This window comes from Saccharopolyspora rosea (assembly GCF_025643595.1).
Taxonomy (GTDB): domain Bacteria; phylum Actinomycetota; class Actinomycetes; order Mycobacteriales; family Pseudonocardiaceae; genus Saccharopolyspora; species Saccharopolyspora rosea.
In genome coordinates, this window is the sequence record NZ_CP102826.1 from 2,455,658 (window position 1) to 2,478,852 (window position 23,195).

Below are 23,195 nucleotides of genomic sequence, written 5' to 3' on the forward strand. Positions count from 1 at the left end.
GGCCTCGTGGGGGATTGCCCCCGGCGCGTCCGCGTCGACCGCCGACGCGGACGCGCCGCACCCAGGATGGGAACCACGCGACGCCGACCAGGCACAACACCGTCCCCGGCGCCGTGCCGGACGAACACCGACCCGAGGTTGATGATGAGCGACGATCTCGGCCGCAGGGCCGCGGAGTGGCTGGACCGCACCTACGGCGGACTGGTCACCCTCACCGACGGCGCACCGCTGGTCGACGGCGAGCGCACCCAGCTGTTCGGGTGCGACTACGCGTCCGGATCGCAGGAGCCGCTGCTGGCCGCGACCATCGCGGTGCCCAAGGACGGCGGGGAACCGTTCCCGGTCGCCAACGCCGCACCGCTGGACGAGGAATTCAACGCCTCGGTCCCGCCGGGCGCGGACCCGCAGGCGGGCCTGGAGTTGTGGCGCTGGCGGGTCAACGCGCGGGGCTGCCTCATCGCCACGCACGCCGCGGTGGACCGCACCCCGGCCACGGCGTTGCCGTGGCGCCCGCTGGACGAGGCCCCCGGCTGGTGGGAGCGGATGCTGGACGCGCACTTCCCGGACGCCGAGGTGGCCACGTGCTCCACGTGGGGGGACGTGACGTCGATGCTCGCGGAGGGCGAGCCGGGCACCCGGGCCGTGGTGTGGCTGCGCAGGCAGCTGTCCGGGGTGGAGATCACCGGCCACCTGCTGTACGCGTTCAACGACGGGGAGCGGGCCGCTTTCCTGGACGGGCAGCAGGGCGCGCTGGCGCGGCTGGACGACGACGAGGTCTCCCAGCTGGTGGTGGCCCGCTTCCAGCGGCCGGTGCCGGGCGATTCGGAGATGCTGCCGCTGCCGTGGGAGATCGCCGCACCGGACCTGGACGCGGCGCGGGACAAGGCGACCAGCTGGTTGGAGCAGACCTTCGAGGAGCCGGTCGTGCTGGTGCGCCCGGACCAGGAAGACGAGATCGAACGGGGCTGGCTGTTCGCCTGCACCACCCAGCGCTTCCAGGACAGCGGGGACTGGCGCGACCAGATGCTGGACGCCGCGGTGGTGGTGCCCAAGGAAGCTGGCGCGGCACCGTTCCCGCTGCCCAACAGCGACCCGTGGCGGTACCTGAAGGACTGGGAAGCGGGGCAGGACGGACTTCCGGACCCGCCCGCGCCCACCGTCGCGGCGTGGTTCGAGTCGACGATCCGCGAACTCGGCCAACCGCTGAGCTCCTCCGAGCACCGCGGCTGGAGCGCGGCGCTGGAGGAACTGTCGCAGGCGCCGGAAGGCGCCGAGTCCCTGGTGTGGGTCCGCCGCACCGACGCGCGCGGCCGGGAAACGGTGGGCAACCTCCTGGTCGCGGTCAAGCAGGGTTCCGATGTGCGGCTCATCGACTCGATGGCCGAGGACGGGCAACCGACCTTCGACCAGGACCCGATGGCCGTGCACGTCGTTCGTTACCGGTGAAGGGTGGAAGGGCAGTGGAGGCGACCGCTTCGGGCAACCGGTGGTTCCTGATGATCGACCCGGCGTGGCGGCCGGCCGACGAGGACGACGAGCCGCCGCCGGAGGCGGTGGTCGGCGGCTGGTACCTGGATTCCGAGGGGATCGCGGGCCGCTTCCACCCGAACCCGGACTACGAACCGTCCCGGCCGGGCCTGCCGACGGACCCGATGGACGCCGTGCTGCAACTCGCGCTGCGCGGCGAGATCGCGGGGGAGGAGGCGCTGCGGACCGCTGACGACGTCGAGCTCAGCATCGCGCTGCACGCCGACGGCGCCGCGGTGGTGGCCCCGGCACCGGACGGCGTGCCGTCGGTGCTGGTGACCACCGCGCCGGTGCACCGCGAGCGGGTCGACGTTGACGACTGGGCGACGACCACTGTGGACGAGCTGGCCGAGGCGCTGCCGGACGAGGGGGTCGACGTCCTGTTCAACCCGGGCGCACCCGCGTCGATGCGGATCGAGACCGCGGCGCTCAAGCGCTACGCCGCGCAACCCGTTCAGGACGGACCGCAGGACGAGAGCGCGGACTGACCGCACACCCCTGGGAGTCCATTGTGGACCAACTGGGAGGACCTCGGTTCGATCTCCGGCCCGGCCGGTGTGGGAGGGTGGTGGCGGATGATCGACGCACGGTGGGGAGTACCTGGTATGACCGAGGTTTCGGACGACCTGGCGTGGTTGGACGCCACGGCGCAGGCCGAGCTGGTGCGCCGCGGCGAGCTGACCCCGGTGGAGCTGGTCGAGGCGGCGATCAAGCGGATCGAGCGGGTCAACGGTGAGCTGAACGCGGTGGTGACGCCGCTGTTCGAGAAGGCGGTGGCGCAGGCCAGCGCGCCCGAGCTGCCGGCCGGCCCGTTCCGCGGCGTGCCGATGCTGCTCAAGGACATGGTGTGCCACTCCGCGGGCGACCCGGTCTACGGCGCGATGCGGGTGCTCCAGGACCGCAACTGGGTCGAGCAGCAGGACTCCCACCTGGCGGCCCGGTACCGCGCGGCCGGTTTCGTGTTCTGCGGCAAGACGAACCTGCCCGAGCTCGCCACCAGCGTGACCACCGAGCCGCTCGCGCACGGGCCGACGCGCAACCCGTGGGACCCGTCCCGCTCCCCGGGCGGGTCCAGCGGCGGATCGGCCGCCGCGGTCGCCGCCGGGATGGTGCCCGTCGCGCACGGCAACGACATGGCCGGGTCCATCCGGATGCCGTCGAGCTGCTGCGGACTGGTCGGCCTCAAGCCGACCCGGGCGCGCACCACGCTGGGCCCGGCGCACGGCGAGTACTGGGGTCCGGTGACCCACGAGCACGTGCTGACCCGGTCGGTGCGCGACACGGCCGCGATCCTGGACGCCTCCCGGGGCGCGGCCCCCGGCGACCCCTACACCGCGCCGCCGCCGGCGCGGCCCTACCGCGAGGAGGTCGGCGCCGATCCGGGCGCGCTGCGCATCGGCTTCCGCACGGCCATCCCGGGGGCGGCCGCTGCGGCGCACGACGACTGCGTCGCGGCGGTGACCGGCGCCGCGCGGCTGCTGGAATCGCTCGGCCACCACGTCGAAGCGACCGAGGCCGCCGCGCTGGACGACCCGGTGATGATGGAGACGTTGCCGACGATGTTCGCCGCGGTCCTCGCCTGGGAAATCGACCGCTGGTCGGAACTGCTCGGGCGGCGCCTCGAACCCGCCGAGCTGGAGCCGATGAACGGGATGCTCGCCGAGGTGGGGCGGTCGGTGACCGCCGCGCAGTGGATGTCCGGCGTGCAGGCGTGGCAGCGGTGGTCGCGCGGGGTCGCGGAGATCTGGGAGCACGAGGTCGACGTGCTGGTCACGCCCACGCTGCCCCGGCCGCCGCTGCCGCTCGGCGAACTGGCGCCGACCGCGAAGGACCCGGCCGAACTGGTCGCCGGCGTCAGCGAGGGGATCGCGTTCACGCTGCCGTACAACGTCACCGGGCAACCGGCGATCTCCCTGCCGCTGCACCGCAACGCCGACGGGTTGCCGATCGGCGTGCAGCTCGCCGCGGCGTACGGGCGGGAGGACGTGCTGATCCGCCTCGCCGCCCAGCTGGAGCAGGCCGCGCCGTGGTCCCACGCGCGGCCCGCGGTTTCCGCCTGATGGCCTGTCTTTGAACTCGTTGTGCGTGGCAGGTGCGAAGACGGGCGCTGAGCGGCGCCCCTCGCGTGATCCGCACCTTTTTTGCGCCTTCGGCAAAGAACTTTGCCGGACTGGCTGCGGCGGGAGCAGGGTGACGTCGGAGGTGGTTTCCGATGTCCCGACGAACCCAGCCCGATGACCGCTACGACGTGGTGATCGTCGGCGGCGGACCGGCCGGGCTGAGCGCGGCCCTGGTGCTGGGCCGCGCCCGGCGGTCGACGCTGGTGATCGACGCCGGTCGACCCCGCAACGCCCCGGCCGAGCACATGCACGGCTTCCTGTCCCGCGACGGCGCGCCACCGGGGGAGCTGCTGGCCGCCGGACGCGAGGAGGTGCGCCACTACGGCGGCGAGGTGCGCTCCGGCGAGGCGGTCGCCGCGCGGCCGGACCCGGACGGCTTCACCGCGTCGCTGTCCGACGGCACCGAGGTGCGCGCCCGGCGGCTGCTCGTCACGGCCGGACTGGTCGACGAGCTGCCCGAGGTGCCCGGCCTGGCCGCCCGGTGGGGGCGCGATGTGCTGCACTGCCCGTACTGCCACGGCTGGGAGTTCCGCGACCAACCGATCGGCGTGCTGTCCACCGGCCCGCTGACCATGCACCAGACCCTGCTGCTGCGGCAGTGGACCGACCGGCTCACCCTGCTCCAGCACACCGGCCCGCGCCCCGGCGACGAGGAGGCCGAACAGCTGGCCGCCCGCGGGATCACCGTCGTGCCCGGCGAGGTGGCCGCCCTGGAGGTCACCGCCGACCGCCTGACCGGTGTCCGCCTGCGCGACGGCGAGCTGGTGCCGCTGCGCGCGCTGGCCGTCGCGCCCCGCGTCGTGCCGCGCGCGGCGGTGCTGAACACCCTCGGACTGGAACCGGTCGCGCACCCCTCGGGCGCCGGCGAGCACATCGCCGCCGACGCGACCGGCCGCACCGCGCTGCCCGGCGTGTGGGCGGCGGGCAACATCGTCGACCCCGCGGCGAACGTCCTCGCGGCGGCCGCGTCCGGAGCCACCGCCGCGGCCGCGATCAACGCCGACCTCATCACCGAGGACACCCGCCGCGCCGTGGCCGCCCGGCGCGCCCCCTTCTCGGCGCAGTCCGAAGCCCGCCTGTGCGAGCAGGTCGCGGGCGAGCGCCGCCACGGTTTCTGAACACCCACGACCCGTCGAGGAACGACACATGGACGCACAGTTCTGGGACGACCGGTACCGCAGCCAAGACCAGCTCTTCAGCGGCCACCCCAACGGGGTGCTCGTCACCGAGGTCACCGACCTCCCGCCCGGCCGCGCGCTCGACGTGGGCTGCGGCGAAGGCGCCGACGCGATCTGGCTGGCCCGGCGCGGCTGGCAGGTCACCGGGGTCGACATCTCCCAAGTCGCGCTGGACCGCGCCGCCGACGCCGCCGCGCGGGCCGGTGTCGAGAAGGTGACGTGGACCCGCGCCGACCTGTCCGCCACCCCACCGCAGGCGGGCGCGTACGACCTGGTGTCGGCGCAGTACTTCCCGCTGCGACGCCGGGCGGACCACGTGGCGCTGCGGGCCCTGATCGACGCCGTCGCCCCCGGCGGCACGCTGCTGTTCGTCGGCCACGACCTCGCCGACCTGACACCGGACAACCCGCACGCCGCCGACGCCCACCAGTACTACCGGCCGGACGAGATCCCCGCACTGCTCGACGACACCTGGACCGTCCTGGTCGACGGGAAGCGCCCCCGGACCGCTCCCGGGCCACCGGGCACGCACCACACCCACGACACCGTCCTCAGGTGCGTCCGCACCGCTTCAGCAGTGGCGTAGTCATTTCGGGTTCCGCGTGGGGGTTTTCCCGTTTGGGCGGGAAAAAGCGCGGTCCGCCTTCCCGGGCGCGCCGTCGAGTTCCCCCGGCGGCGCGCTCTTCTCCTGCCGTCACCCGAGAAGTGGTTGCGCGGCGAATAGTTCTCGTTCGCATTGTCGGCCAATTCCAGCCGAACCGCCCGCAACGGGTTGCCAGCTACCGGCGGTTCCGCCATGATCCGCCTGCGAAACGCCGGGCAGCACGACGGGGAGGCAGTTCCCTGATCTGGGGGATCACAACCATGTGTCGACGCATTCCGTCCCACCACGGCAGCGCGGGAACCCAACTGCCATGACGTCCGGTCGGAATCCGGCTGATCGCGATCGTGGCACCCCGCTCGGCGGGCGCCACCCCGGTCGGCACCCCACGCCCGCGCCACCTCGCGCGGCGACCACCGGACCGATCCGGCAGACCGACGACGCACCGGCCACAGTGGACACCCTGCTGGCCGACGATTTCTTCTTCACCGCCCACGACGACGTCTCCGGCCGTCCGCGGCTCAGCCCCGGCGCGACCCGACTGGGCCTGGCCGGTGCGCTGCTCGGCGAACTGGTGCTGTTCGGGCGGATCACCGTGGCCGAGAGCGAGGGCATCGCGGTGCACGACGACCGGCCACCGCCGGACGCCCTGGCGCACGCGGTGCTCGACCAGATCGTCCGCGACGGCGGCAGCACCTCGCTGCGGGACTGGCTGGTCTTCCTGAGCCGCACGTCCTACGAGTGGATCGGGCAGCGGTTGGAACGCACCGGCCAGGCGCTCGCCACCTCCGCGCGCCGCCTGCTGCGCAGGACCACCGTGTACGTGCCGGTCGACGCGAACGCGGCGGTCTGGCCCGCGGTCCGCATCACCAACGCGCTCCGCCGCGACCTCCGACTGTCCACACCAGACCTCGCGCTCGGCGGCCTGGTGGTCGCCACCGGACTGGAACGCGCCGTGTTCCAGGACATCGCACCGACGGTGACCCGCAGCCCGCACCAGCTGCTCACCGGCCTCCACCAGCTGCTGACCAACCTGCCCCCGCCGCTGCGAGCGCTGCTCGTCGAGACCGAAGCGGCCATCGGCGACGCGGTCCTGACCCACCGGAGCTAGCCCCACCGCATCTTCCCTGGAGTTCTCGGATGTCCTCACCCAGCACCGCGGGGCGCGGCGATCCCGTCTCCCGCGCACTGGCCGCCAACCGGCTCGGCGTGCCCTCGGTGGTGTTCTTCGTGATCACCGCGGCCACCCCGCTCACCGTCGTGGCCGGAGTCGTCACCACCGGGTATGCGACCACCGGGCTGACCGGGATCCCCGTGGCGTTCATCGGGATCGGCCTGGTGTTCGGCCTGTTCGCGGTCGGATTCGTCGCGATGGCACCGCACGTCGCCAACGCGGGCGCGTTCTACGCCTACATCAGCCGCGGCCTGTCCCGGCCGTTGGGCGTGGCGGGCGCGTGGGTCGCGCTGCTGGCCTACAACGCGTTGCAGGTGGGGCTGTACGGGGCGATCGGCGCGGCCGTCACGCCGCTGCTGCGGGAATGGTCCGGTGTGGACCTGCCGTGGTGGGTGATCGCGCTGGTCGCCTGCGCCGTGGTGGCCGCACTGGGCCTGCAGCACGTCGACGTCAACGGCAAGGTGCTCGCGGTGCTGCTGGTCGCCGAGGTAGCGGTCATCGTGTGCTACAGCGTGGCCGACCTGTTCCACCCGGCGCACGGTGCGGTCAGCTTCGCCGCGCTGTCCCCGACCAACCTCCTCGGCCCCGGGGTCGGCGCGATCCTCGCCATCGCGGTCCTCGGTTTCGTGGGTTTCGAGAGTTCGGTGGTGTTCAGCGAGGAGTCCAAGGACCCCGGCCGCACCGTGCGGACCGCGGCCTACGTGTCGGTGGCGCTGATCGCCGCGCTGTACGCCTTCGGCGCGTGGGCGATGAGCGTGGCGACCGGACCGGAGGAGATCGTGGCGGCGTCGCGGCAGCAGAGCTCCGATCTGATCTTCAACCTGGCCGGCGCGCACCTGGGCACCGCCGTCCAGGACATCGGCCGGGTGCTGTTCGTCACCAGCGTGCTGGCCGCGATGATCTCGTTCCACAACACCACCGCCCGCTACATGTTCGCGCTGGGCCGGGAACGCGTCCTGCCGGCCGCCCTGGGCCGGACCTCGATGCGCACCGGTTCCCCGCTGGTCGGCTCGATCATCCAGAGCGCGATCGGCCTGGTGGTCGTCGTGCTCTACGCCGCTTTCGGGCTCGACCCGATGCAGCACCTGTTCTACTGGTGCGGCACGTCGGGCGGTCTCGGCGTGCTGCTGCTGATCGCGGTCACCTCGATCGCGATCATCTCCTTCTTCGCGCGCAACGACACCGGCGAGTCGCGGTGGCGCGGCACCATCGCCCCGGTGCTGGCGGCGATCGCGGTCGTCGGCGTGGTGGTCCTGGTGCTGGCGAACTTCGCCACGCTGATCGGCGTGGCCGAGAATTCCCCGCTGCGCTGGGGAATTCCGCTGACCTACCTCGTGGTGGGCGTGCTCGGCGCGTTGTGGGGCCTGGTGCTGCGCGCCCGCCACCCGGAGGTCTACGCCACCATCGGTCTCGGCGCCAAGAGCGCCACCACGAACAGCGTGCTCGCCCGGACGCTGGGCACCTCCGACGACGATGCGGCATCCGAGGAGGTGGGCTGACCATGACGGCAGCACGGATCACCCGCGCCCGCAGCGCCGACGCCGACGAGGTGGCGACCCTGATCGCCTCCGCGTTCACCGAACTGGACGTCTCCCGCTGGCTGATCCCCGACGCCGACCAGCGGGAACGGGTGCTGGCCGCGAACTTCCGCATCCTCGTGGAACACGCCCTGCGCCACGGCGAGGTCCACTTCGCCGCGGACCGCTCCGGCGTCGCGGTGTGGGTCCACCACGGACGTTCCGGTCCGCCGGAACCACCCGACTACGACCGCAGGCTCGCCGAGGCGTGCGGCGAGCACACCCACCGCTTCCGCCTCCTGGACGAGGCTTTCGAGACCCACCACCCGCACGGCGCACCCCACCACCACCTCGCGTTCCTCGCCGTGCGACCGGGAATGCGCGACTCCGGCACCGGCTCCCTGCTGCTGCGCCACCACCACGAACACCTCGACCGCACCGGTCTGCCCGCCTACCTGGAAGCCAGCAGCGAACGCTCCCGCACCCTCTACGAACGCCACGGCTACCGCTGCCTGAGCGCCCCGTTCCACCTCCCCGAGAACGGCCCACCGCTGTGGCCGATGTGGCGCGACCCGACCACCCCTGAGCCGTGACACCCCAGCGCGCGGTGACGATCACTGCTGCCAACGAGGAATGCCAGGCCTGGGCCGTTCGGAGCAACTTCACGGTCCGAATGGTCGACTCCGGCGAGAACGGCGCCGAGCGCAACAGCCGACCTGCCACAGTCCCCTCGACGAGCCGGATGATCTTTCTGGGGGAGATGCATGGGTGGCGGCGGTTTCAACGCGGTGCCCGAGGAGTTGCAACGGGCCGCGAACGTCATCACCGACACGGTCGGCCAGGCCGCGAAGTTGGTGTGGCAGGGCCCGAGCGGGAACTACGGACATCCCGGTGTGCAGGGCGGCTGGGATCAGTTCGTGGCGGACGCGAAAGCCGAGATCAACAGATTGGCGCAGGCCGCCAAAGGACATGGGGAAAGCCTGAACAACGCCGCCCGCGACTACCGGGAATCCGATCAGCGGGTCGTTGACCTGCTGAACCAAATCATCGGTGGTGGCACGTCAGCCGGTGGGCGAATCGACGGCCTCCTGGGCACCTCCGGTCCGTCCCGATCGGACATCGGGAATGGAGCCCGGGCCTGATGAGTGCCGAACTGGGACAGACGAGCAACCCGAAGGACCTGGTCCCGGGCGAGCCGAACGTGATCTCGACCGACCTCCGCAGCCTGGTCGGCGACATCCGACAGGTCAGCGCGATCAAGGACGGACTGCGCGGCATCGAACCGGCGCAGTGGACCGGTGCGGCCAGCGAGGCGTTCCGCAAGGTGTTCTCCGCCGTACCGGCCCAGTGGCAGGAAGCCGTCGAGACGGTCGGCGCCCAGGCCCAGGCGCTGGCGGACTTCGGCGACGTGCTCACCTGGGGCCAGCGCGAGGCGCAACGCGCTATCGAGCAGTACACCCGCGCACAGGCGGCCACCCGGGCTGCGGCCGCGCAGTACAACGCGCAGGCGCAACAGGCGGAGTCCGCCGGGCAGACCATGGCACCGTTCCAGGACCCGGGACAGGCCGCGGCGCAGGAGGCGCAGCAGATCCTGGACAACGCCCGGGAGAAGGTCCAGGCGGTCGGCGACCTCGTCGCCAAGAGGCTGGGGTTCACCAAGAACAAGGACGGTAGCTACACCAAGAAGCTTGGTGACCCCAAGACGTTCGGAGCCGCCCACCGCGAGAAGGAACGGAAGTGGGACGACAAGAAGAAGAAATACGTCGACGAGGACCCGGGAGGCTGGCAGAAGGGCAAGAGCGGCAGCAGCTTCAGCCGAACGTATGGCGACCCGGGAGACGGCCTGATCACCGATGATCTCAAGGGCTTGCTCGGCCAACTCGGCATCGACACGTCGGAATCGACGGTGGCGGCCTCCGCCGGGGTGGACCTGCTGCACGGGTCCCTGGACGGATCGTTCAACAACGGCACCTTCGCCGGGAGCGGCAAACTGGACGGCTCCGTGCTCGGCGCGAACGCGGAGGCGCACGCGGGAGCGAGCGCACTGGGCGTGAGCGCCGGTGCGAGCGCCGAGGCGTACCTGGCCAAGGGGCATGCTGAAGGTGAGATCAAGGCAGGACCGGCGTCCGCGAAGGGCAGTGGTGATGCCATGGTCGGTGCGGCCGCGAAAGCCGACGGCCAGGTCACCTGGGCGGGTGCGCAGGGCAAGGCGGAAGCCTTCGCCGGTGCCCGGGCCAGCGGGGACGCCAGCGCGGAGGTCGCCGGTGTCGGCGCCGGTGTGCACGCGGAGGGGTGGGCCGGGGCCGGTGCTGAGGCGAGCGGCCAGTTCGGCATGGGCAGTGATGGCAAGTTCCACATCGGTGGGTCGGTCGGTGTCGGCCTCGGTGTCGGCGGCAAGGTCGGGTTCAACGTCAGTGTCGATCCGGGCGAGGTCGCGCATTCGGTGCAGAGCGTGGCGGGTGACGTCGGGCATGTGGCCTCGGACGTCGGTCACGGGATCGCGAATGCGGCCGATAGTGTCGGCCACGCCCTCGGCTTCTGACCCCCGTCCCGCACACCGATCAGGAGAGACGCGAACATGGGCACCAACCTTCCGGTACCGATCGAGTTCTCGTTGCCCTCGGGGTGGCGTTCGGTGCCTCCAGAAGCGGTCGGCACGCCTGGCGCGGCCTTCGTCGCGCTGCATCCGGGCAGCGCCCAGCACGGTTTCACCGCCAACATCACGATCACCGGTGAGACGCACGAGGGAGACATCACGCTCACCGAGATCGGCGACGCGGCGGTAGACCGGCTGCGCGCGCAGGGCGCTCGCGACGTGACGCTGGGACGGCGCAACGAGACCGGTACGGCCGAGGACCCCGGCCTGACGCAGGCGGTCAAGCTGAACGTCGATGTGCGGGGACGACCGCAGGACTTGATCCAGTTCCAGGTCTTCCTCACCATGCGCGATCGACACGATCCGAGGCGACGAGCGGTCCTGCATGTCGTCCTGTCCGCACTACCTGAGCAGTTCCCGAGCGTGATCGGGAACTTCGAACAGTTCCTATCCACCATCAGACCCGAGGGTGCGCAGTGAGCGAGATCGCCAACCAGCTACTGGCCAGGATCGAGGCCATCGACGCCGCCGCCGCGGACAACGACGCTCGGACCGAGGCCTACCAGCGGATGGCCGAGCAGCTGGCGGACGTGGAAGGCCGCGCGACCTCGTCGGACGGAGTGGTCACCGTGGTCGCCGGTGCCGATGGTGCGGTGCACTCGATCACCTTCAGCGACCAGTTCCGCAACGCCACACCGCAAGCACTGTCGGCCAGCGTCCTGCACACCATCGCTCAGGCGCGGGTATCAGCGGCTCGGCGCCAGGCCGAGGTCGTCCGCGACGAACTCGGCGACACCGAACTGCTCGATCGGGTATTGGACTCCGACGAGCGGACTTTCGGCGATCAGCGTCCGCAGGACCCGGGTCCAGCCCCTGCCGCAGTACCGGCGACCAGCAGTCGAGCAGCTCAGGACATCGACGACGACTACGACGACTACTTCGACGATTTCAGCGCCTACAACGAGAGGACACGTCGATGAGCGGGTGGCTGATCGCCGTCATCGTGGTGGGCGGTTGCCTGGTGGTGGCTGCTGGGGTGATCGCGCTGGTGGTGTGGTCACGGCGGAGCTACTACGCGGACGAAAAGGCAGTGCTGGAGCGGCTGAAAGGACAGGCCGCCGATCTGGGCTGGACGTACGAGGAGCGCAACGACTCGTACGTCTCGGTCTACAACGAGCAGCGCGAGTACATGCAGCAACGGTTGTTGCCCATGCCGACCCGGCAGAATCCGCTGGCCCCGTTGCAGCCGTACCACCGACCGCCGAAGGCGGTGGCCGCGAAGCAGATCGTCACCGGTGTTCATCGCGGTCGGCCGTTCATCGCAGCCACGTTCACCGTCAACTACGCCAACGAGCAAAGTTCGGAACGGGTGATCTGGGTGCGCACTCCGGCGCCGGGCCCGGCGCTGTCCGTCTCCCGGGAGGCGCGAATGGCGAGCCGGGTCAACAAGACCATCGGGCAGGGTGACGTGCAGGTCGGCAATCCGGAGTTCGACGAGCGGTTCGAGATCAGCGAGCAGGACGAGCGCTTCACTCGCACCGTGCTGAACCCGGCGGTGATCGAGTACCTGCTCAAAACCCCGCGCAAGTTCCAATCGATGTCGTTCCTGGCGGATCACATCGACTTCTCCGACCAGGTCACCGACCACCGGGACCCGGAACAGCTCATCCCGGCTCTGGACCTGCGGTGCGACGTGCTCGACCGGGTCCCGCAGTCCGCGTGGACCTAGCCAGACCACTTTGGAGGATCGCCATCATGTTGCGCACCACCAGTCTCCCGGCGTTGGCCGCGAGTTGCGCGGGTCTGCTGCTCGCCGGTTGTTCGGTGTCCGCCGGAACCGAGGCGGACATCGACAAGGCCACCCTGGAACACGGCATCACCGACACGTTGACCAAGAAGGTGGGCCGCAAGCCCGACTCGGTGACGTGTCCGGGGCCGTTGAAAGCCGAGGTCGGGCAGTCCGAGCGCTGCGTGCTCGTCGGTGACGGAACCCGCTACGGCGTGACCGCCACCATCACCTCGTACCAGAACGGCAACGCGCAGTACGACGTCAAGGTCGACGAACAGCCGATGCACTGATCTTCATCCGTCCTCTGTGGATGGACAAGCGGGCGCCGGACCTCCGGGGCGTCGGTCAATTCCAGCCTGCCGGCTCGGCGGCCTGGCAGGGGAACCGCTGGGGTCTTGGCGGTGTCACCGTGCGGCTGCGAGGTGCTCGGCCAGGAACGGCAGGGTCACGTCGGCCATCTCGTCGGGCACTTCCTCGGCGAGGTCGTGTCCGGCGTCGAACACGTGGCCGGTGACGTCGTCGGCCATGAGCCGCATCTGGGACTCGTTGCGGTCTCCGATGAACGCGGAACCGCCGAGTGCCAGGACCGGGATGTCCAGCTTCTGCTGCGCGGCCTGCCGGTTCTGCTCGGCGTCGACGAGCATCGCCCGGTAGATCGAGAGCATCGCGCGGATACCGCCGGGCCTGGAGTAGCAGCGCACGTATTCCTCGACCGCGTCGGGAGTGGCGCTGTCGGGGTGGCTGCGCTCGGATTTGATCATGTACGTGATCAGCTCGCGCTCGTGCCCGGCGATCAGCATCTCGGGCACGTCCGGTTGGAAGTAGAAGCCCAGATGCCACAGGTGCATGCCGCTGGAGACGTTCTCGGCGGTGAGCGCGGTGTGGTCCTCGAAGCCGAACCCGGGGAACAGCGCCTCGGCGAACACGAGAGCGGTGACGTGGCCGCGGTGGCGGGCGGCGAGCTGGTAGCCGATCACCGCTCCCCAGTCCTCGCCCACCACCGCGTACGTCTCGTGCCCCAGGTGGGCCATCAGCTCGGCGATGTCGTCGCTCATCGTCACGGAGTCGTAGCCCTCCGACGGGCGGGCGGAGTCGCCGAGGCCGCGCAGGTCCGGCACGACGACGGTGTGGTGGGGCGTCAGCTTCGGGACGAGGTGGCGCCAGTGGTAGCCGGTCTTGGGCACGCCGTGCAGCAGCACCACCGCGGGACCCGATCCGGCCGTCCGGTAGTGCAGATTCGTTCCGTTGACCGCGGCACGGCCCGTGCGGACGGGCGTTCCGGCGTGGTCGAGCAGCATTTTCTTCCCAACTTCCTTGCTGCGCTTGGCAATGCGGGGGTGGGGTCGCGTGGCGCGCACGCCGGTCCCGGTGCGCGCAGCGCAGGATGTGCGCTCGTTCTGGATCGACTGATCCAGTATGGCGGCAGCAAAAAATCAGTCGAGAGCGGCCAGGGCGACCTCCACGAGGGGTTCGAGGGTGCCGGCATCCGGAGTGATCTTCGCGGAGACCAGCAGTCCGTTGAGGAAGGTCACGAGGAAGGCCGCCAGCGCGTGCGGGTCGTGCCGCGCCGCGATCTCGCCGCGCTCCGCCGCGACTCGCAGCACCTCGGCGAGCGCGTCCCGGCTGGCGTCCTGCATGTCCCGCACCGCGCGCCGGGTCGGCGCATCCTCCGGCAGGCGCTCGCAGGCGGCGTTGACGACCAGGCAGCCCCGGCCGTCGTGTTGCACGGCGATCCGGATCCGCTCGACCAGCATCGTGCGGATCGCCGACCGGGCGTCCGCCCCGTCTTTCAGGCTGTTCAGGGCGTCCGCCGCGAGAGTGGTGCGGTAGTGCTCCACCGCGGCCTGGTACAGGCCCTCCTTGCCGCCGAACGCGGCGTACAAGGACCCCTGCCCGATCCCCAGGTGCCGGGTCAGGTCCCGCACCGAGGTCGCCTCGTAGCCGCGCGACCAGAACAGCTCCATCGCGCGGGCCACCGCCGCCTCGGTGTCGAATTCGCGAGTCCTGACCACGCCGCCACCGTACCCTTTCTGTATCGAACGATCAAGAAAGCAGCAGCGCTGGCGGCCGAATCCCCACTGCCGGATCGTCGCCTCGTCGTTGCCGACCAGTGCGCCTGCCCGAGCTGGTAGTCGGCGTGCCGGCCGCTCCACCACGTGAAGAGACCGCGACCGGTCCAGCGACCGGCGATCGCCCGCACCGCACTTGTCCACAACGGACAGTCCGATCAGCAGGTCAACGGCGTCGGTTCGCGCAGCGGATGCAGGTGCGGGCCGCCGGGCGGGCGGCCAGCCGCTCCCGCGCGATCGGGCGGCCGCAGCGCAGGCAGCTGCCGTAGGTGCCGTCGTTCAGGCGCTTCTCGGCGGCGTCGAGGTCGTCGAGCTCCGCACGTGCCTGGTCGAGCAGCGACTGGGTCTGCGCCCGTTCGAACGCCAGCGTGGCGCCCTCGGGATCGTGCTCGTCGTCGCCGGTCCCGGGGGTCTCCAACTGGGAGTTGAGGTCGCGGCGCAGGGCCGCGACGCGCCGTTCGGTGTCACGGCGCCGTGCGGCGAGCCTCCTGCGAGCCGCGTTGACCTCGGCCTCGCCACGACCGCGTCCCGGTTCGCTCACGTCCGGTGAACGCCCGGGCGCGGCCGGTCATTCCCGGGGGCGCAGCAGGGCGACGAGGAAGTCGGAGTCCTCGGTGAACGGGCGCAGGTCCCAGGTGGACAGCAGCAGGTCGGGTTCGAGCCCGGCCGATTCCGCGTCCGCGAAGAACTCGGCGAACTCGTAGCCGCGGCCGCCCCCGAAACCGATCGCGGCGCGGCCGCCCGGCGCGAGGTGCGCGCGGAGCCGTTCCAGGACCTGGCGGCGGGTGCTGGGGGCGAGGAAGGTCATCACGTTCCCGGCGCAGACGACCGCGTCGAACGGCGAGTCGACGCCCCGCGCGGCCAGGTCGAGTTCGGCCAGGTCGCCGACCAGCCAGAGCGGTCCCGGGTGGTCCTGCTCGGCGGCCTCGATCAGCGCCGGGTCGACGTCGACGCCGACGACTTCGTGCCCCGCGTCGGCCAGCGCGCCGCCGATCCGGCCCGGCCCGCATCCGGCGTCCAGGATGCGGGCGCGGCGCGGCACCATGGTGTCCACCAGCCGGGCTTCCCCGGCGAGGTCGTCACCGGCGCGGGCCATGGACCGGAACCGCTCGATGTACCAGGAGGAGTGGCCGGGGTTCGCGGCGACCTTGCGCATCCAGAGGCTCTGCTCGACCATGCCCCCATTCTCCCGGACCGGCCATCGGCGATCATCGACCGGACCCGGGAACCCGCCCGAGCACCGCCGGGGATCCGTGCGCCCCGCAGCTCAACGGCTTGCCGGTCAACTGCACGGAACTTCCCATCGGCGCCATCAACCCCGCACCCAAGGCCACCAAGTGCGGCTGGAGCACCAGCTGTTGCCGGACATGACGTTGGTGACACAGGCCGACGTCAGTGAAACCAAGATGCTTCGCCGGGCATCGGTCGGGTAGCGTGCGGGCCATGTCGAGTCCTGAGTCGGACGAGGTGGGGGCTTTCGGTCACGCCGTCAGCCCCCTGACCCACTGAACTCGTAGCCCTGTCGTCGCGCCGCATTCTGCGGCCGGACGAGTGTGCCTATTGGGGCTGGCCGCGGTGACGAGATGACCCTTCTCGCGCTTGTCCTCACCTCGGAGCCACTCGATGCCTCTCCCGCTGTACCTGCTTGCCATGGCGGTTTTCGCCATGGGCACCTCGGAATTCATGCTCGCCGGTCTCCTGCCGGGCATCGCCTCAGACGTCGATGTCGCAGTCGGGACAGCCGGAACACTCACCTCGGCCTTCGCGGTCGGCATGATCATCGGTGCCCCCCTTGTGGCCGCGCTTGCCCGCAACTGGCCCAGGCGCTCCAGCCTTCTCGGGTTCATCCTCACTTTCGCGGCAGCTCATGCCGTGGGTGCCAGCACCACCAGCTTCCCGGTCCTGTTCGCTACCCGGGTCGTCGCCGCGCTCGCGAACGCAGGGTTTCTTGCCATCGCTCTGACGGCTGCCGCCACGCTGGTCTCGCCCGACAAGAAGGGACGTGCCCTGGCAGTGCTGCTGTCAGGCACGACGGTGGCCACGATCGCCGGTGTCCCCGGCGGCTCGGTGCTCGGCACGTTGCTCGGCTGGCGGGCCACATTCTGGGCTGTCGCCGCTGTCTGCCTGCCTGCAGCTCTCGGCATCCTGAAGGGAATCCCAGCCGGACGTGAGGAGGATGAGGCGACTGGCAGGCCAGCGTTGCGAGCAGAGCTCGCCCAGCTCACAGGGCCGCGGTTGATTCTGGTGATGCTGCTCGGCGCGCTGGTGAACGCGGCAACCTGCGCAAGCCTCACCTTCCTCGCCCCCGTGGTGACCGACAGCGCCGGGCTGGGCGAGTTGTGGATCTCTGTCGCCCTGGTGCTCTTCGGCGCCGGTTCGTTCGTGGGCGTCACCGTCGCCGGCCGGCTGTCCGACCGGCGTCCCGGTCCGGTCATCGCAGTCGGCGGCCCGCTGCTGCTCATCGGCTGGCCGGCCATGGCGATGCTGGCCAACGAGCCGGTCGCCCTGTTCATCCTCGTGTTCGTGCAGGGCGCACTGTCGTTCGCGCTGGGCAGCACGCTGATCACGCGGGTCCTCTACGAGGCCGCAGGAGCCCCCACCATGGCTGGATCGTATGCGACCGCGGCGCTCAACGTGGGCGCCGCCGTCGGCCCCGTCATCGCTGCGGCCACCCTCAACACCGAAGCCGGGGCCCGCGGACCGCTCTGGGCAAGTGCACTCCTCGTCGCGGTCGCACTGCTCATCGCGTTTCCCCGCCTCACCGCCGTCACGGCCGGCCGGAGCACCGAGGTGCTCCAGTGACCCGTGCGAACGCCCCTTGAACATCGAGGGACGCCGACGGCTCGTGGAGCGCTGCCGCACCCGTCCGATCGCGCACGTCGCCGCCGAGGCCGGTGTCTCCCGCGTCCGCCCGTCCATGGGTGGCGGGCCCACGGACGCGGCTCCGATCACCGGCCTCACACCGCCGCCGGAAACTGTCCTCCAGCCTCACGCCTCCACGGGAGCGTCACCAACGTCATGGCCAGCAACAACTAGCGCTGGGTCCAGCGCACAGGCGTGGTGGTGAGGAAGGTGTCGAAGTCCGCCGGGGGCAGCGGGGCCGAGAACAGGAAGCCCTGGTAGGCGTCGAGGCCGACCGCCCGCAGCAGGCGGTGCTGGCTGGGGGTCTCGACGCCTTCAGCGACGCAGATCCGGCTCATGGTGTTGGCCAGCTCGGCCACGGCGCGGGTGATGCCCAGGTCAGTGGGGTCCACGCAGACGCTGCTGACGAACTTGCGGTCCAGCTTGATGATCTGCGCGGGAAGTTCGCGGAGCCGGGCCAGTGAGGAGTAGCCGGTGCCGAAGTCGTCGATGGCGAAGCGGACACCGCTGTCGACCAACTCGGTCATGGCCCGGCGGGCGTGCGGGCCGAGTTCGGCGATGACGGTTTCGACCATTTCGATGACGAGATGAGCGGGATCGGCATCGGCAGCGCGCAGCGCCGAGGTCACTTCGTCGGTGAAGGACGGCTGGTCGGGGTGCAGCCCGGTCAGGTTGACCGTCACGCCGATCCGGTGACCGTCGGGCCGCCGCCAGTGCACCGACTCGCGCAGGGCCTTGTGCAGCAGGCACCGGTCCAGCTCGGCCAGCAGTCCGCCGCGCTCGGCGACGCGCAGCACGACGTCGGGTGTGATGCGTCCGAGATCGGCGTGGTACCAGCGCAGCAGGGCTTCGGCCATGACCACCTGGCCGTTGTTGTCCACGATGGGCTGGTAGTGCAGTTCCAGGCTGTCGTGGCCGATGGCCTCGCGCAGGTGCTGCTCAAGTTTGAGCTGTTCGGTGTCGGTGTCGGCGGGCAGCAACATGCCGCGGGCACTTGCCGGGCGTCGTTGGCCGTGCACGCGGTCCTCAAGCATCGCCGCCTCGGCCACGCGCAGGACCTCGGTCACCGGCGTCGCCGCGTCCTCGATCACCGTCGCGCCCACCGTGGCGGACACGTGCACCCGCCACTCGTGCAGCGGCACCACCATCCGGAACAGGTCGGTGACCTGCCCGGTCAGCGCTTCCAGACCGCCACCTGCGTCCACGTCGGCACAGGCGATGACGAACTGGTCGGCGTAGAAGCGGGCCGCAGTGCACCCGGGGACCGACGCGGCGGCAAGACGTTCCGCGACCGCCCGGAGCAGCTCGTCCCCGGCTTCATGCCCCAGCGCGTCGTTGACGCGCTTGAAGTTGTCCAGATCGCAGAAGAACACGGCCACCCGCTCGTGCGCCCCCTTCAGCGAGTCCAGGAGATCTTCGAAGCCCCGGCGGTTGAGCAGCCCGGTGACCTCGTCGTGGGTGGCCTGGTACCGCAGCTCCTCGGCGTGCCGGGCCTGCTCGGTGACGTCGTGGAAGATCGCCAGCCACACCGGGCCTCCCGCCTCGCTTACCGACGGCTTGCTGTGCACCTGGCACAGCACGGGCTCGCCGTCGGATCGGGCCACCACCCGATGCGCGATCGGGCCGCCGACGCCACCGGGTGAGGGCAGGGACGAGGTGCTGGGCAGCAGACCGCCCGTGCCGTGATCAGCGGGGTGCACGAGGTCCAGATCGGTTTTCTCGCGCAGCTCGGAGAGGCGGTAGCCGAGCAGGTCCGACAGTGCCCCGTTGGCGTCGAGGAGCCGCCCCGAGTTGTCGAACAGGGCGATCCCGGACGAAGCGAGGTCGAACAGGTCGCTGAGCTGTCGACGGGAGCGCTGCTGGCGCGCCTGCGCCTCGCTTTCGTCCCGCACCACTTTGATGAATCCCTGCGGGGTGCCCTCCGGGGTGCGCTGGACGGTGATCACCACGTGCGCCCAAAACCGGCTTCCGTCCTTGCGCACCCGCCAACCGCGGTCGATGAAGAAGCCGTCCCGGGCGGCCTGCCGCAGCTCCCAGTCTGGATAGCCCGAGGCGGCCAATTCGGGCGGGTAGAAGATCGAGAAGTGCCGACCGATGATCTCGCCGCTCGCGTAGCCCTCGATGCGCTGCGCCCCCGCGTTCCAACTGGCGACGAAGCCCTGGGCGTCCAGTGAGAAAATCGCGTACTCGCGCATGTCCTCCGCGGCGAGCACCTTGTCCGCAGTGGCCCGCACCGCACGATCATCGGCAAGCCGCGGTTCTTCCCCACCCACACCTGCCCCTTCCGAAACATGGACCGCCCTGAGTTGACCAGCCTACGCCGGGTGGCCAACACCGTCCGGATACCGACCAGTGCCTCGGTGCACGGAAGTCAACGACGAGCAGAGAGCAGCAGCCGACACCCCGATACTATCCGGATCGGCGCAGGGCGCGTCGCCAACGATCTGCCCGACCCCGACCTGGGGCTGGCCGGAGCGGCCGGGTGCGCTTTCGGTGCACGAATCGCCATGGGAAGCCGGCTCTTGCGGAATCGCGTCACGAGCACGGAAATCAGAATCCACTGAGCGTGTTCCGATGACGGATCCGGCTGCGTGGCCCTTGCGTTTCGTCGTCGCCCGGTGTCGTCGCGTCGCATTCGCTGATCCTCGGCTACGAGGTTCTCCGCAGGCTGAGCGATGATCTCGGTTGGCCCTACCGAACCATGCCCAGACTCGGTATCCCACAGGAACTCGTAGACGACCGACAGCAAAGCAGGGTCGCGCCGAACCGAGCAACGACAACCGCAGAGGAAATCAGCCGAATAGCATCGAAGCTACGGCATCCCATGGCCGACGCCAACAGAACGCGTTTCCTTCTCCGCCGCGTTCCCCTCATCGCCCAGCACCCCGAATCAGTGCACGCCGCTTACGCACCGTTTTCGACGTTCAGCCCTACCAGCATGCCCATGGTCGGTTGGGGCTCCGGTCGCTGTCGGGCCGGTTCCCGCGCTCTTTTGACCCCGATCCCGCCGGTCAGCTCGCGCACCGGCTCGTGGAAGTCCGGCTGGACAGGTGGCTGATCACCTCATCGGCCCCGAGGGCGCTATCGTGTGCCGGCATGCGGGACGGCTTGCCGCGATGGTTGTAGGATCGAGGCCCGATCGGGAAGCGAAGGCGCCAAGGTGACCGTGACGAACAAGACGACCAGAAGTGCGATGAACAGCGTGTTGAGCACGCTTCGCGTCCTCGAAGAGGTCGCCGCACGACAACCGATTGGCGTGTCGGAGCTCTCGCGTGTGATGGGGATTCCGAAGAGCTCGGTCCAGCGGTGCTTGGTCACGCTCCAGCAGGCCGGCTGGCTGAGGATCGTGGACGCCGAGCGCTCCCGGTGGGGTGTGACGTTGAAGGCGCTGGCCATCGGGCTGCGCGGAGCCGGCGAGGAAGACCTCCGGGATCTCGTACGGCCGGTGATCAAGCGCCTCGCGGCCGACACCGACGAGACGATCCACTTCGCACTCCGCGACGGGGACGACATCATCATCGTCCTGCGGGAAGACAGCACGCATGCCGTCCGCGTGTTCGTCGAGCTCGGCACGCGGTTGCCCCTGCAAGCCACCTCGGCGGGAGTGGCGATCCTCGCGCGCCTTGATCCGGACGAGGCCGGTGAAGTACTCAAGCGCGACGTCAAGGACTTCGAAGAGAACCTGCCGAGTCCCCGGGAACTCCGGGAGGAGATCGCCCGGACCGCCGAGCGGGGTTACGCGCTCAACATGTCCGGCTGGTTCCGCCCGCACGTCGCTTCCATCGGCGCCGCTGTCACCAACTCGGCGGGACTCCCCATCGCCGCGATCACGCTGTCCATTCCGGAGATGCGCTTCGACCCCTCGCAGGAGAAGACCTTGGCGCAACTGGTGGTGGATGCCGCCGACGAGATCGGTCGGCTGATCGCCGCCGTCTGACCGCCGCCCCGGCCGCGCGCGGTGCCTGCCGCGTGCAGCCGGGGCTGGCAGGTATCGCGTCAGAACGCGCGGTGGTACTGCTTCGGCCACGTCTGGCGCGGCTCCGCGTCGAGGGCGCGCAGCGCCCAGTAGGGGTCGCGCAGCATCGCTCGTCCGACCAGTACCGCGTCCACCAGTTCCGGGACCGCCTCATCGAGGTGGTGCGCCTCGGAAACGAGGCCGGACGCCGCCACGGGAACCCCCGCCGCACGAAAGCGCGGACCGTACCGGGCGTTGTGCAAGGGCTCGGTCAACCGGCGGGCGGCAGGGGTCAGCGCTCCGGACACGAGGTCGATCATGTCGACGCCCGCCGCGGCCATCCGGGTGGCGACCGCAACCATGTCGTCGGTCGTGAGACCGTCCTCGATCAGGTCCTCGGCGGGCAGGCGGACCAGGACCGGCTTGTCCTCCGGCCAGCTCGCGCGAAGGGCCTCGATCATCTGCAGCGGGAACCGCATGCGCCGCTCCAGGGTGCCTCCCCACTCGTCGGTGCGGTGGTTGGCCAGCGGCGAGAGGAACTCGTGGAGCAGGTATCCGTTCGCGCCGTGCAGTTCGATGGCCTCGTACCCTGCGCGGTGGGCGTTTCGGGCGGCTCGTTCGATGTCCTCCAGCACCCGCGTTGCGTCCTTTGTGGACATTTCGGTCGGGACGGCCAGGCCGGCGAAGGCGATCGGGGAGGGTGCGAGCGGCTGCCACCCACCCTCGTCCGGCGGCACCGGATTCCGGGTTCCGGCGTTGTCCCACGGAACGCCGTGCGAGCTCTTGCGCCCCGCGACCCCCAGCTGAACCGCTGGAATCGAGCCGATGGACCGGATGGCCGCCGCGAGCCGCTGGTGGCCGGTCACCTGCTTCTCGGTGTACAGCCCGAGATCCCGTGCCGTGGTGCGCATATCGGGGGCGACACCGGTGCATTCGACCACGACCATGCCCACACCCCCTGCCGCCCGGGCTCCGTAGTGGGCGATGTGCCAGTCGGTCGGTGCACCGAACTCGTCCGCGGAGTACTGGCACATCGGGGAGAGCCACACCCGGTTCGGTATCGACAACTCCCTGAGTTGGATCGCGGTCCAGGCCGTGGATGCCGTCGCCACCGGATCGTCACCCCGAGGATCTCGGCGGTCGCTGCTGGCTGCTCGATCAGGCAGCGGTGGCTGCCCGCCGAGGGCAGCGCCGCCGCCTGCGGACTGGGGATTGCTCGACATCTTCCGGAAAATCCTTTCGCCGAAGCCGGGGATCCGTTTCCGGAACGCCAGCCCATGGTGACCAAACCCGTACGGTGCTGGGAAGTCGTCCTGGAACCCATCGAGCAGCCGACGGGCCGGGGGCTCGTCGATCGCCGGGTGGAGGGACGGGCAGCGGTGGGCGTCGAGCCGATCACTCGCGTGACGATGTCGGGCTTCGACCGGGCGAATTCGACGGCGGCGCCGCCGAGGGAGTGTCCGACCACCGTGCAGCGACGGGCCGCTTCGGCTTCCGGTACCACGGGTGGGCTCCTGCATCGTCCAGAGGTCGCGTGTCGCGATGAAGACCCGGGCCAGTCCCGTCGGCGGACCTGCCACCGGGTAGCAGATGGACGTTTCCCCAGTGCGCTGCACCGTGCGGACGGTGCCGGCATCGGGCGGTAGGGACATGGATCGTTCCGTAATGAAAAACGGCGTCTCGTTATTCGGGACGTTGGTCACGGTTGCCGGTTCGCCAACCGTCGACACCGAAGTGTAGCAGGCGTACTGTTCTACAGCACGCCATGCCGTAATGCAGCACGGCGCTCCGTGGTCAGGGAGAGGAA

Annotated in this window: 22 protein-coding genes; 16 read left to right on the top strand and 6 right to left on the bottom strand. The window is 70.4% G+C overall.

Going from position 1 to position 23,195, the window contains the following annotated elements; genetic code table 11:
- Positions 1-141: 141 nt before the first annotated feature.
- The 14 genes from NV263_RS11355 (at position 142) to NV263_RS11420 (ending at position 12,792) form a co-directional block, all read left to right on the top strand.
- Positions 142-1,446 carry a YrhB domain-containing protein gene (locus NV263_RS11355; RefSeq protein WP_263252849.1) on the top strand — a complete coding sequence of 435 codons (1,305 nt, stop codon included), beginning with the start codon at positions 142-144 and terminating at the stop codon, positions 1,444-1,446.
- A gap of 14 nt (positions 1,447-1,460) precedes the next feature.
- Positions 1,461-2,015: a type VII secretion system-associated protein gene (locus NV263_RS11360; protein ID WP_263252850.1), complete on the top strand. Its 555-nt coding sequence runs from the start codon at positions 1,461-1,463 to the stop codon at positions 2,013-2,015.
- A gap of 117 nt (positions 2,016-2,132) precedes the next feature.
- Entirely contained in the window at positions 2,133-3,587 is a 1,455-nt protein-coding gene (locus tag NV263_RS11365; protein ID WP_263252852.1) for an amidase, read from the top strand.
- Between the two features lie 152 nt (positions 3,588-3,739).
- The gene (locus NV263_RS11370; protein WP_263252853.1) at positions 3,740-4,765 is read left to right on the top strand and encodes an NAD(P)/FAD-dependent oxidoreductase; all 1,026 of its coding nucleotides are present in this window, start codon (positions 3,740-3,742) and stop codon (positions 4,763-4,765) included.
- A gap of 28 nt (positions 4,766-4,793) precedes the next feature.
- A complete protein-coding gene (locus NV263_RS11375) occupies positions 4,794-5,411 on the top strand; it encodes a class I SAM-dependent methyltransferase (protein WP_263252855.1) in 618 nt (205 codons plus the stop codon).
- 328 nt (positions 5,412-5,739) lie between these two features.
- On the top strand, positions 5,740-6,537 hold the full coding sequence (locus NV263_RS11380) for a GOLPH3/VPS74 family protein (protein ID WP_263252857.1): 798 nt from the start codon (positions 5,740-5,742) through the stop codon (positions 6,535-6,537).
- A 29-nt stretch (positions 6,538-6,566) separates the two neighbouring features.
- On the top strand, positions 6,567-8,099 hold the full coding sequence (locus NV263_RS11385; protein ID WP_263252859.1) for an APC family permease: 1,533 nt from the start codon (positions 6,567-6,569) through the stop codon (positions 8,097-8,099).
- Positions 8,100-8,101: 2 nt separating this feature from the next.
- Positions 8,102-8,710 (top strand): GNAT family N-acetyltransferase, encoded by a 609-nt coding sequence (locus tag NV263_RS11390; protein ID WP_263252861.1) that lies wholly within the window; start codon positions 8,102-8,104, stop codon positions 8,708-8,710.
- Positions 8,711-8,881: 171 nt separating this feature from the next.
- Positions 8,882-9,259: a hypothetical protein gene (locus tag NV263_RS11395; RefSeq protein WP_263252862.1), complete on the top strand. Its 378-nt coding sequence runs from the start codon at positions 8,882-8,884 to the stop codon at positions 9,257-9,259.
- Entirely contained in the window at positions 9,259-10,659 is a 1,401-nt protein-coding gene (locus tag NV263_RS11400; RefSeq protein ID WP_263252864.1) for a putative T7SS-secreted protein, read from the top strand. The genes NV263_RS11395 and NV263_RS11400 overlap by 1 nt, the downstream gene beginning before the upstream one ends.
- Positions 10,660-10,752: 93 nt before the next feature.
- Positions 10,753-11,193, top strand: a complete 441-nt coding sequence (locus tag NV263_RS11405) for a hypothetical protein (RefSeq protein ID WP_317630415.1) — start codon at positions 10,753-10,755, stop codon at positions 11,191-11,193.
- Entirely contained in the window at positions 11,190-11,693 is a 504-nt protein-coding gene (locus NV263_RS11410) for a YbaB/EbfC family nucleoid-associated protein (RefSeq protein WP_263252867.1), read from the top strand. Before NV263_RS11405 ends, NV263_RS11410 begins: the two co-directional genes overlap by 4 nt.
- Positions 11,690-12,442, top strand: coding sequence for a DUF3137 domain-containing protein (locus NV263_RS11415; protein ID WP_263252868.1), 753 nt, complete (start codon positions 11,690-11,692; stop codon positions 12,440-12,442). Before NV263_RS11410 ends, NV263_RS11415 begins: the two co-directional genes overlap by 4 nt.
- Before the next feature lie 26 nt (positions 12,443-12,468).
- Complete coding sequence (locus NV263_RS11420; protein ID WP_263252870.1) at positions 12,469-12,792, top strand: DUF4333 domain-containing protein; 324 nt, start codon at positions 12,469-12,471, stop codon at positions 12,790-12,792.
- Between the two features lie 114 nt (positions 12,793-12,906).
- Here NV263_RS11420 and NV263_RS11425 read toward each other — a convergent pair whose 3' ends face one another.
- From NV263_RS11425 to NV263_RS11440, 4 genes are all read right to left on the bottom strand, one after another.
- Positions 12,907-13,800, bottom strand: coding sequence for an alpha/beta fold hydrolase (locus NV263_RS11425; protein ID WP_263252871.1), 894 nt, complete (start codon positions 13,798-13,800; stop codon positions 12,907-12,909).
- Between the two features lie 135 nt (positions 13,801-13,935).
- The gene (locus tag NV263_RS11430; protein WP_263252872.1) at positions 13,936-14,514 is read right to left on the bottom strand and encodes a TetR/AcrR family transcriptional regulator; all 579 of its coding nucleotides are present in this window, start codon (positions 14,512-14,514) and stop codon (positions 13,936-13,938) included.
- 223 nt (positions 14,515-14,737) lie between these two features.
- Positions 14,738-15,112 carry a TraR/DksA family transcriptional regulator gene (locus NV263_RS11435; RefSeq protein ID WP_263252874.1) on the bottom strand — a complete coding sequence of 125 codons (375 nt, stop codon included), beginning with the start codon at positions 15,110-15,112 and terminating at the stop codon, positions 14,738-14,740.
- 27 nt (positions 15,113-15,139) lie between these two features.
- Entirely contained in the window at positions 15,140-15,748 is a 609-nt protein-coding gene (locus NV263_RS11440) for a class I SAM-dependent methyltransferase (RefSeq protein WP_263252875.1), read from the bottom strand.
- A gap of 446 nt (positions 15,749-16,194) precedes the next feature.
- Here NV263_RS11440 and NV263_RS11445 point away from each other — a divergent pair, with 446 nt between their 5' ends.
- On the top strand, positions 16,195-17,373 hold the full coding sequence (locus tag NV263_RS11445; protein ID WP_263252876.1) for a Cmx/CmrA family chloramphenicol efflux MFS transporter: 1,179 nt from the start codon (positions 16,195-16,197) through the stop codon (positions 17,371-17,373).
- Between the two features lie 230 nt (positions 17,374-17,603).
- Here the strand turns inward: NV263_RS11445 and NV263_RS11450 are convergent, their stop codons facing one another.
- Entirely contained in the window at positions 17,604-19,667 is a 2,064-nt protein-coding gene (locus NV263_RS11450; RefSeq protein WP_263252877.1) for a putative bifunctional diguanylate cyclase/phosphodiesterase, read from the bottom strand.
- Positions 19,668-20,599: 932 nt separating this feature from the next.
- Here NV263_RS11450 and NV263_RS11455 point away from each other — a divergent pair.
- A complete protein-coding gene (locus NV263_RS11455; RefSeq protein WP_263252879.1) occupies positions 20,600-21,370 on the top strand; it encodes an IclR family transcriptional regulator in 771 nt (256 codons plus the stop codon).
- A 59-nt stretch (positions 21,371-21,429) separates the two neighbouring features.
- Here NV263_RS11455 and NV263_RS11460 read toward each other — a convergent pair whose 3' ends face one another.
- A complete protein-coding gene (locus NV263_RS11460) occupies positions 21,430-23,118 on the bottom strand; it encodes an oxidoreductase (RefSeq protein WP_263252881.1) in 1,689 nt (562 codons plus the stop codon).
- Positions 23,119-23,195 lie beyond the last annotated feature (77 nt).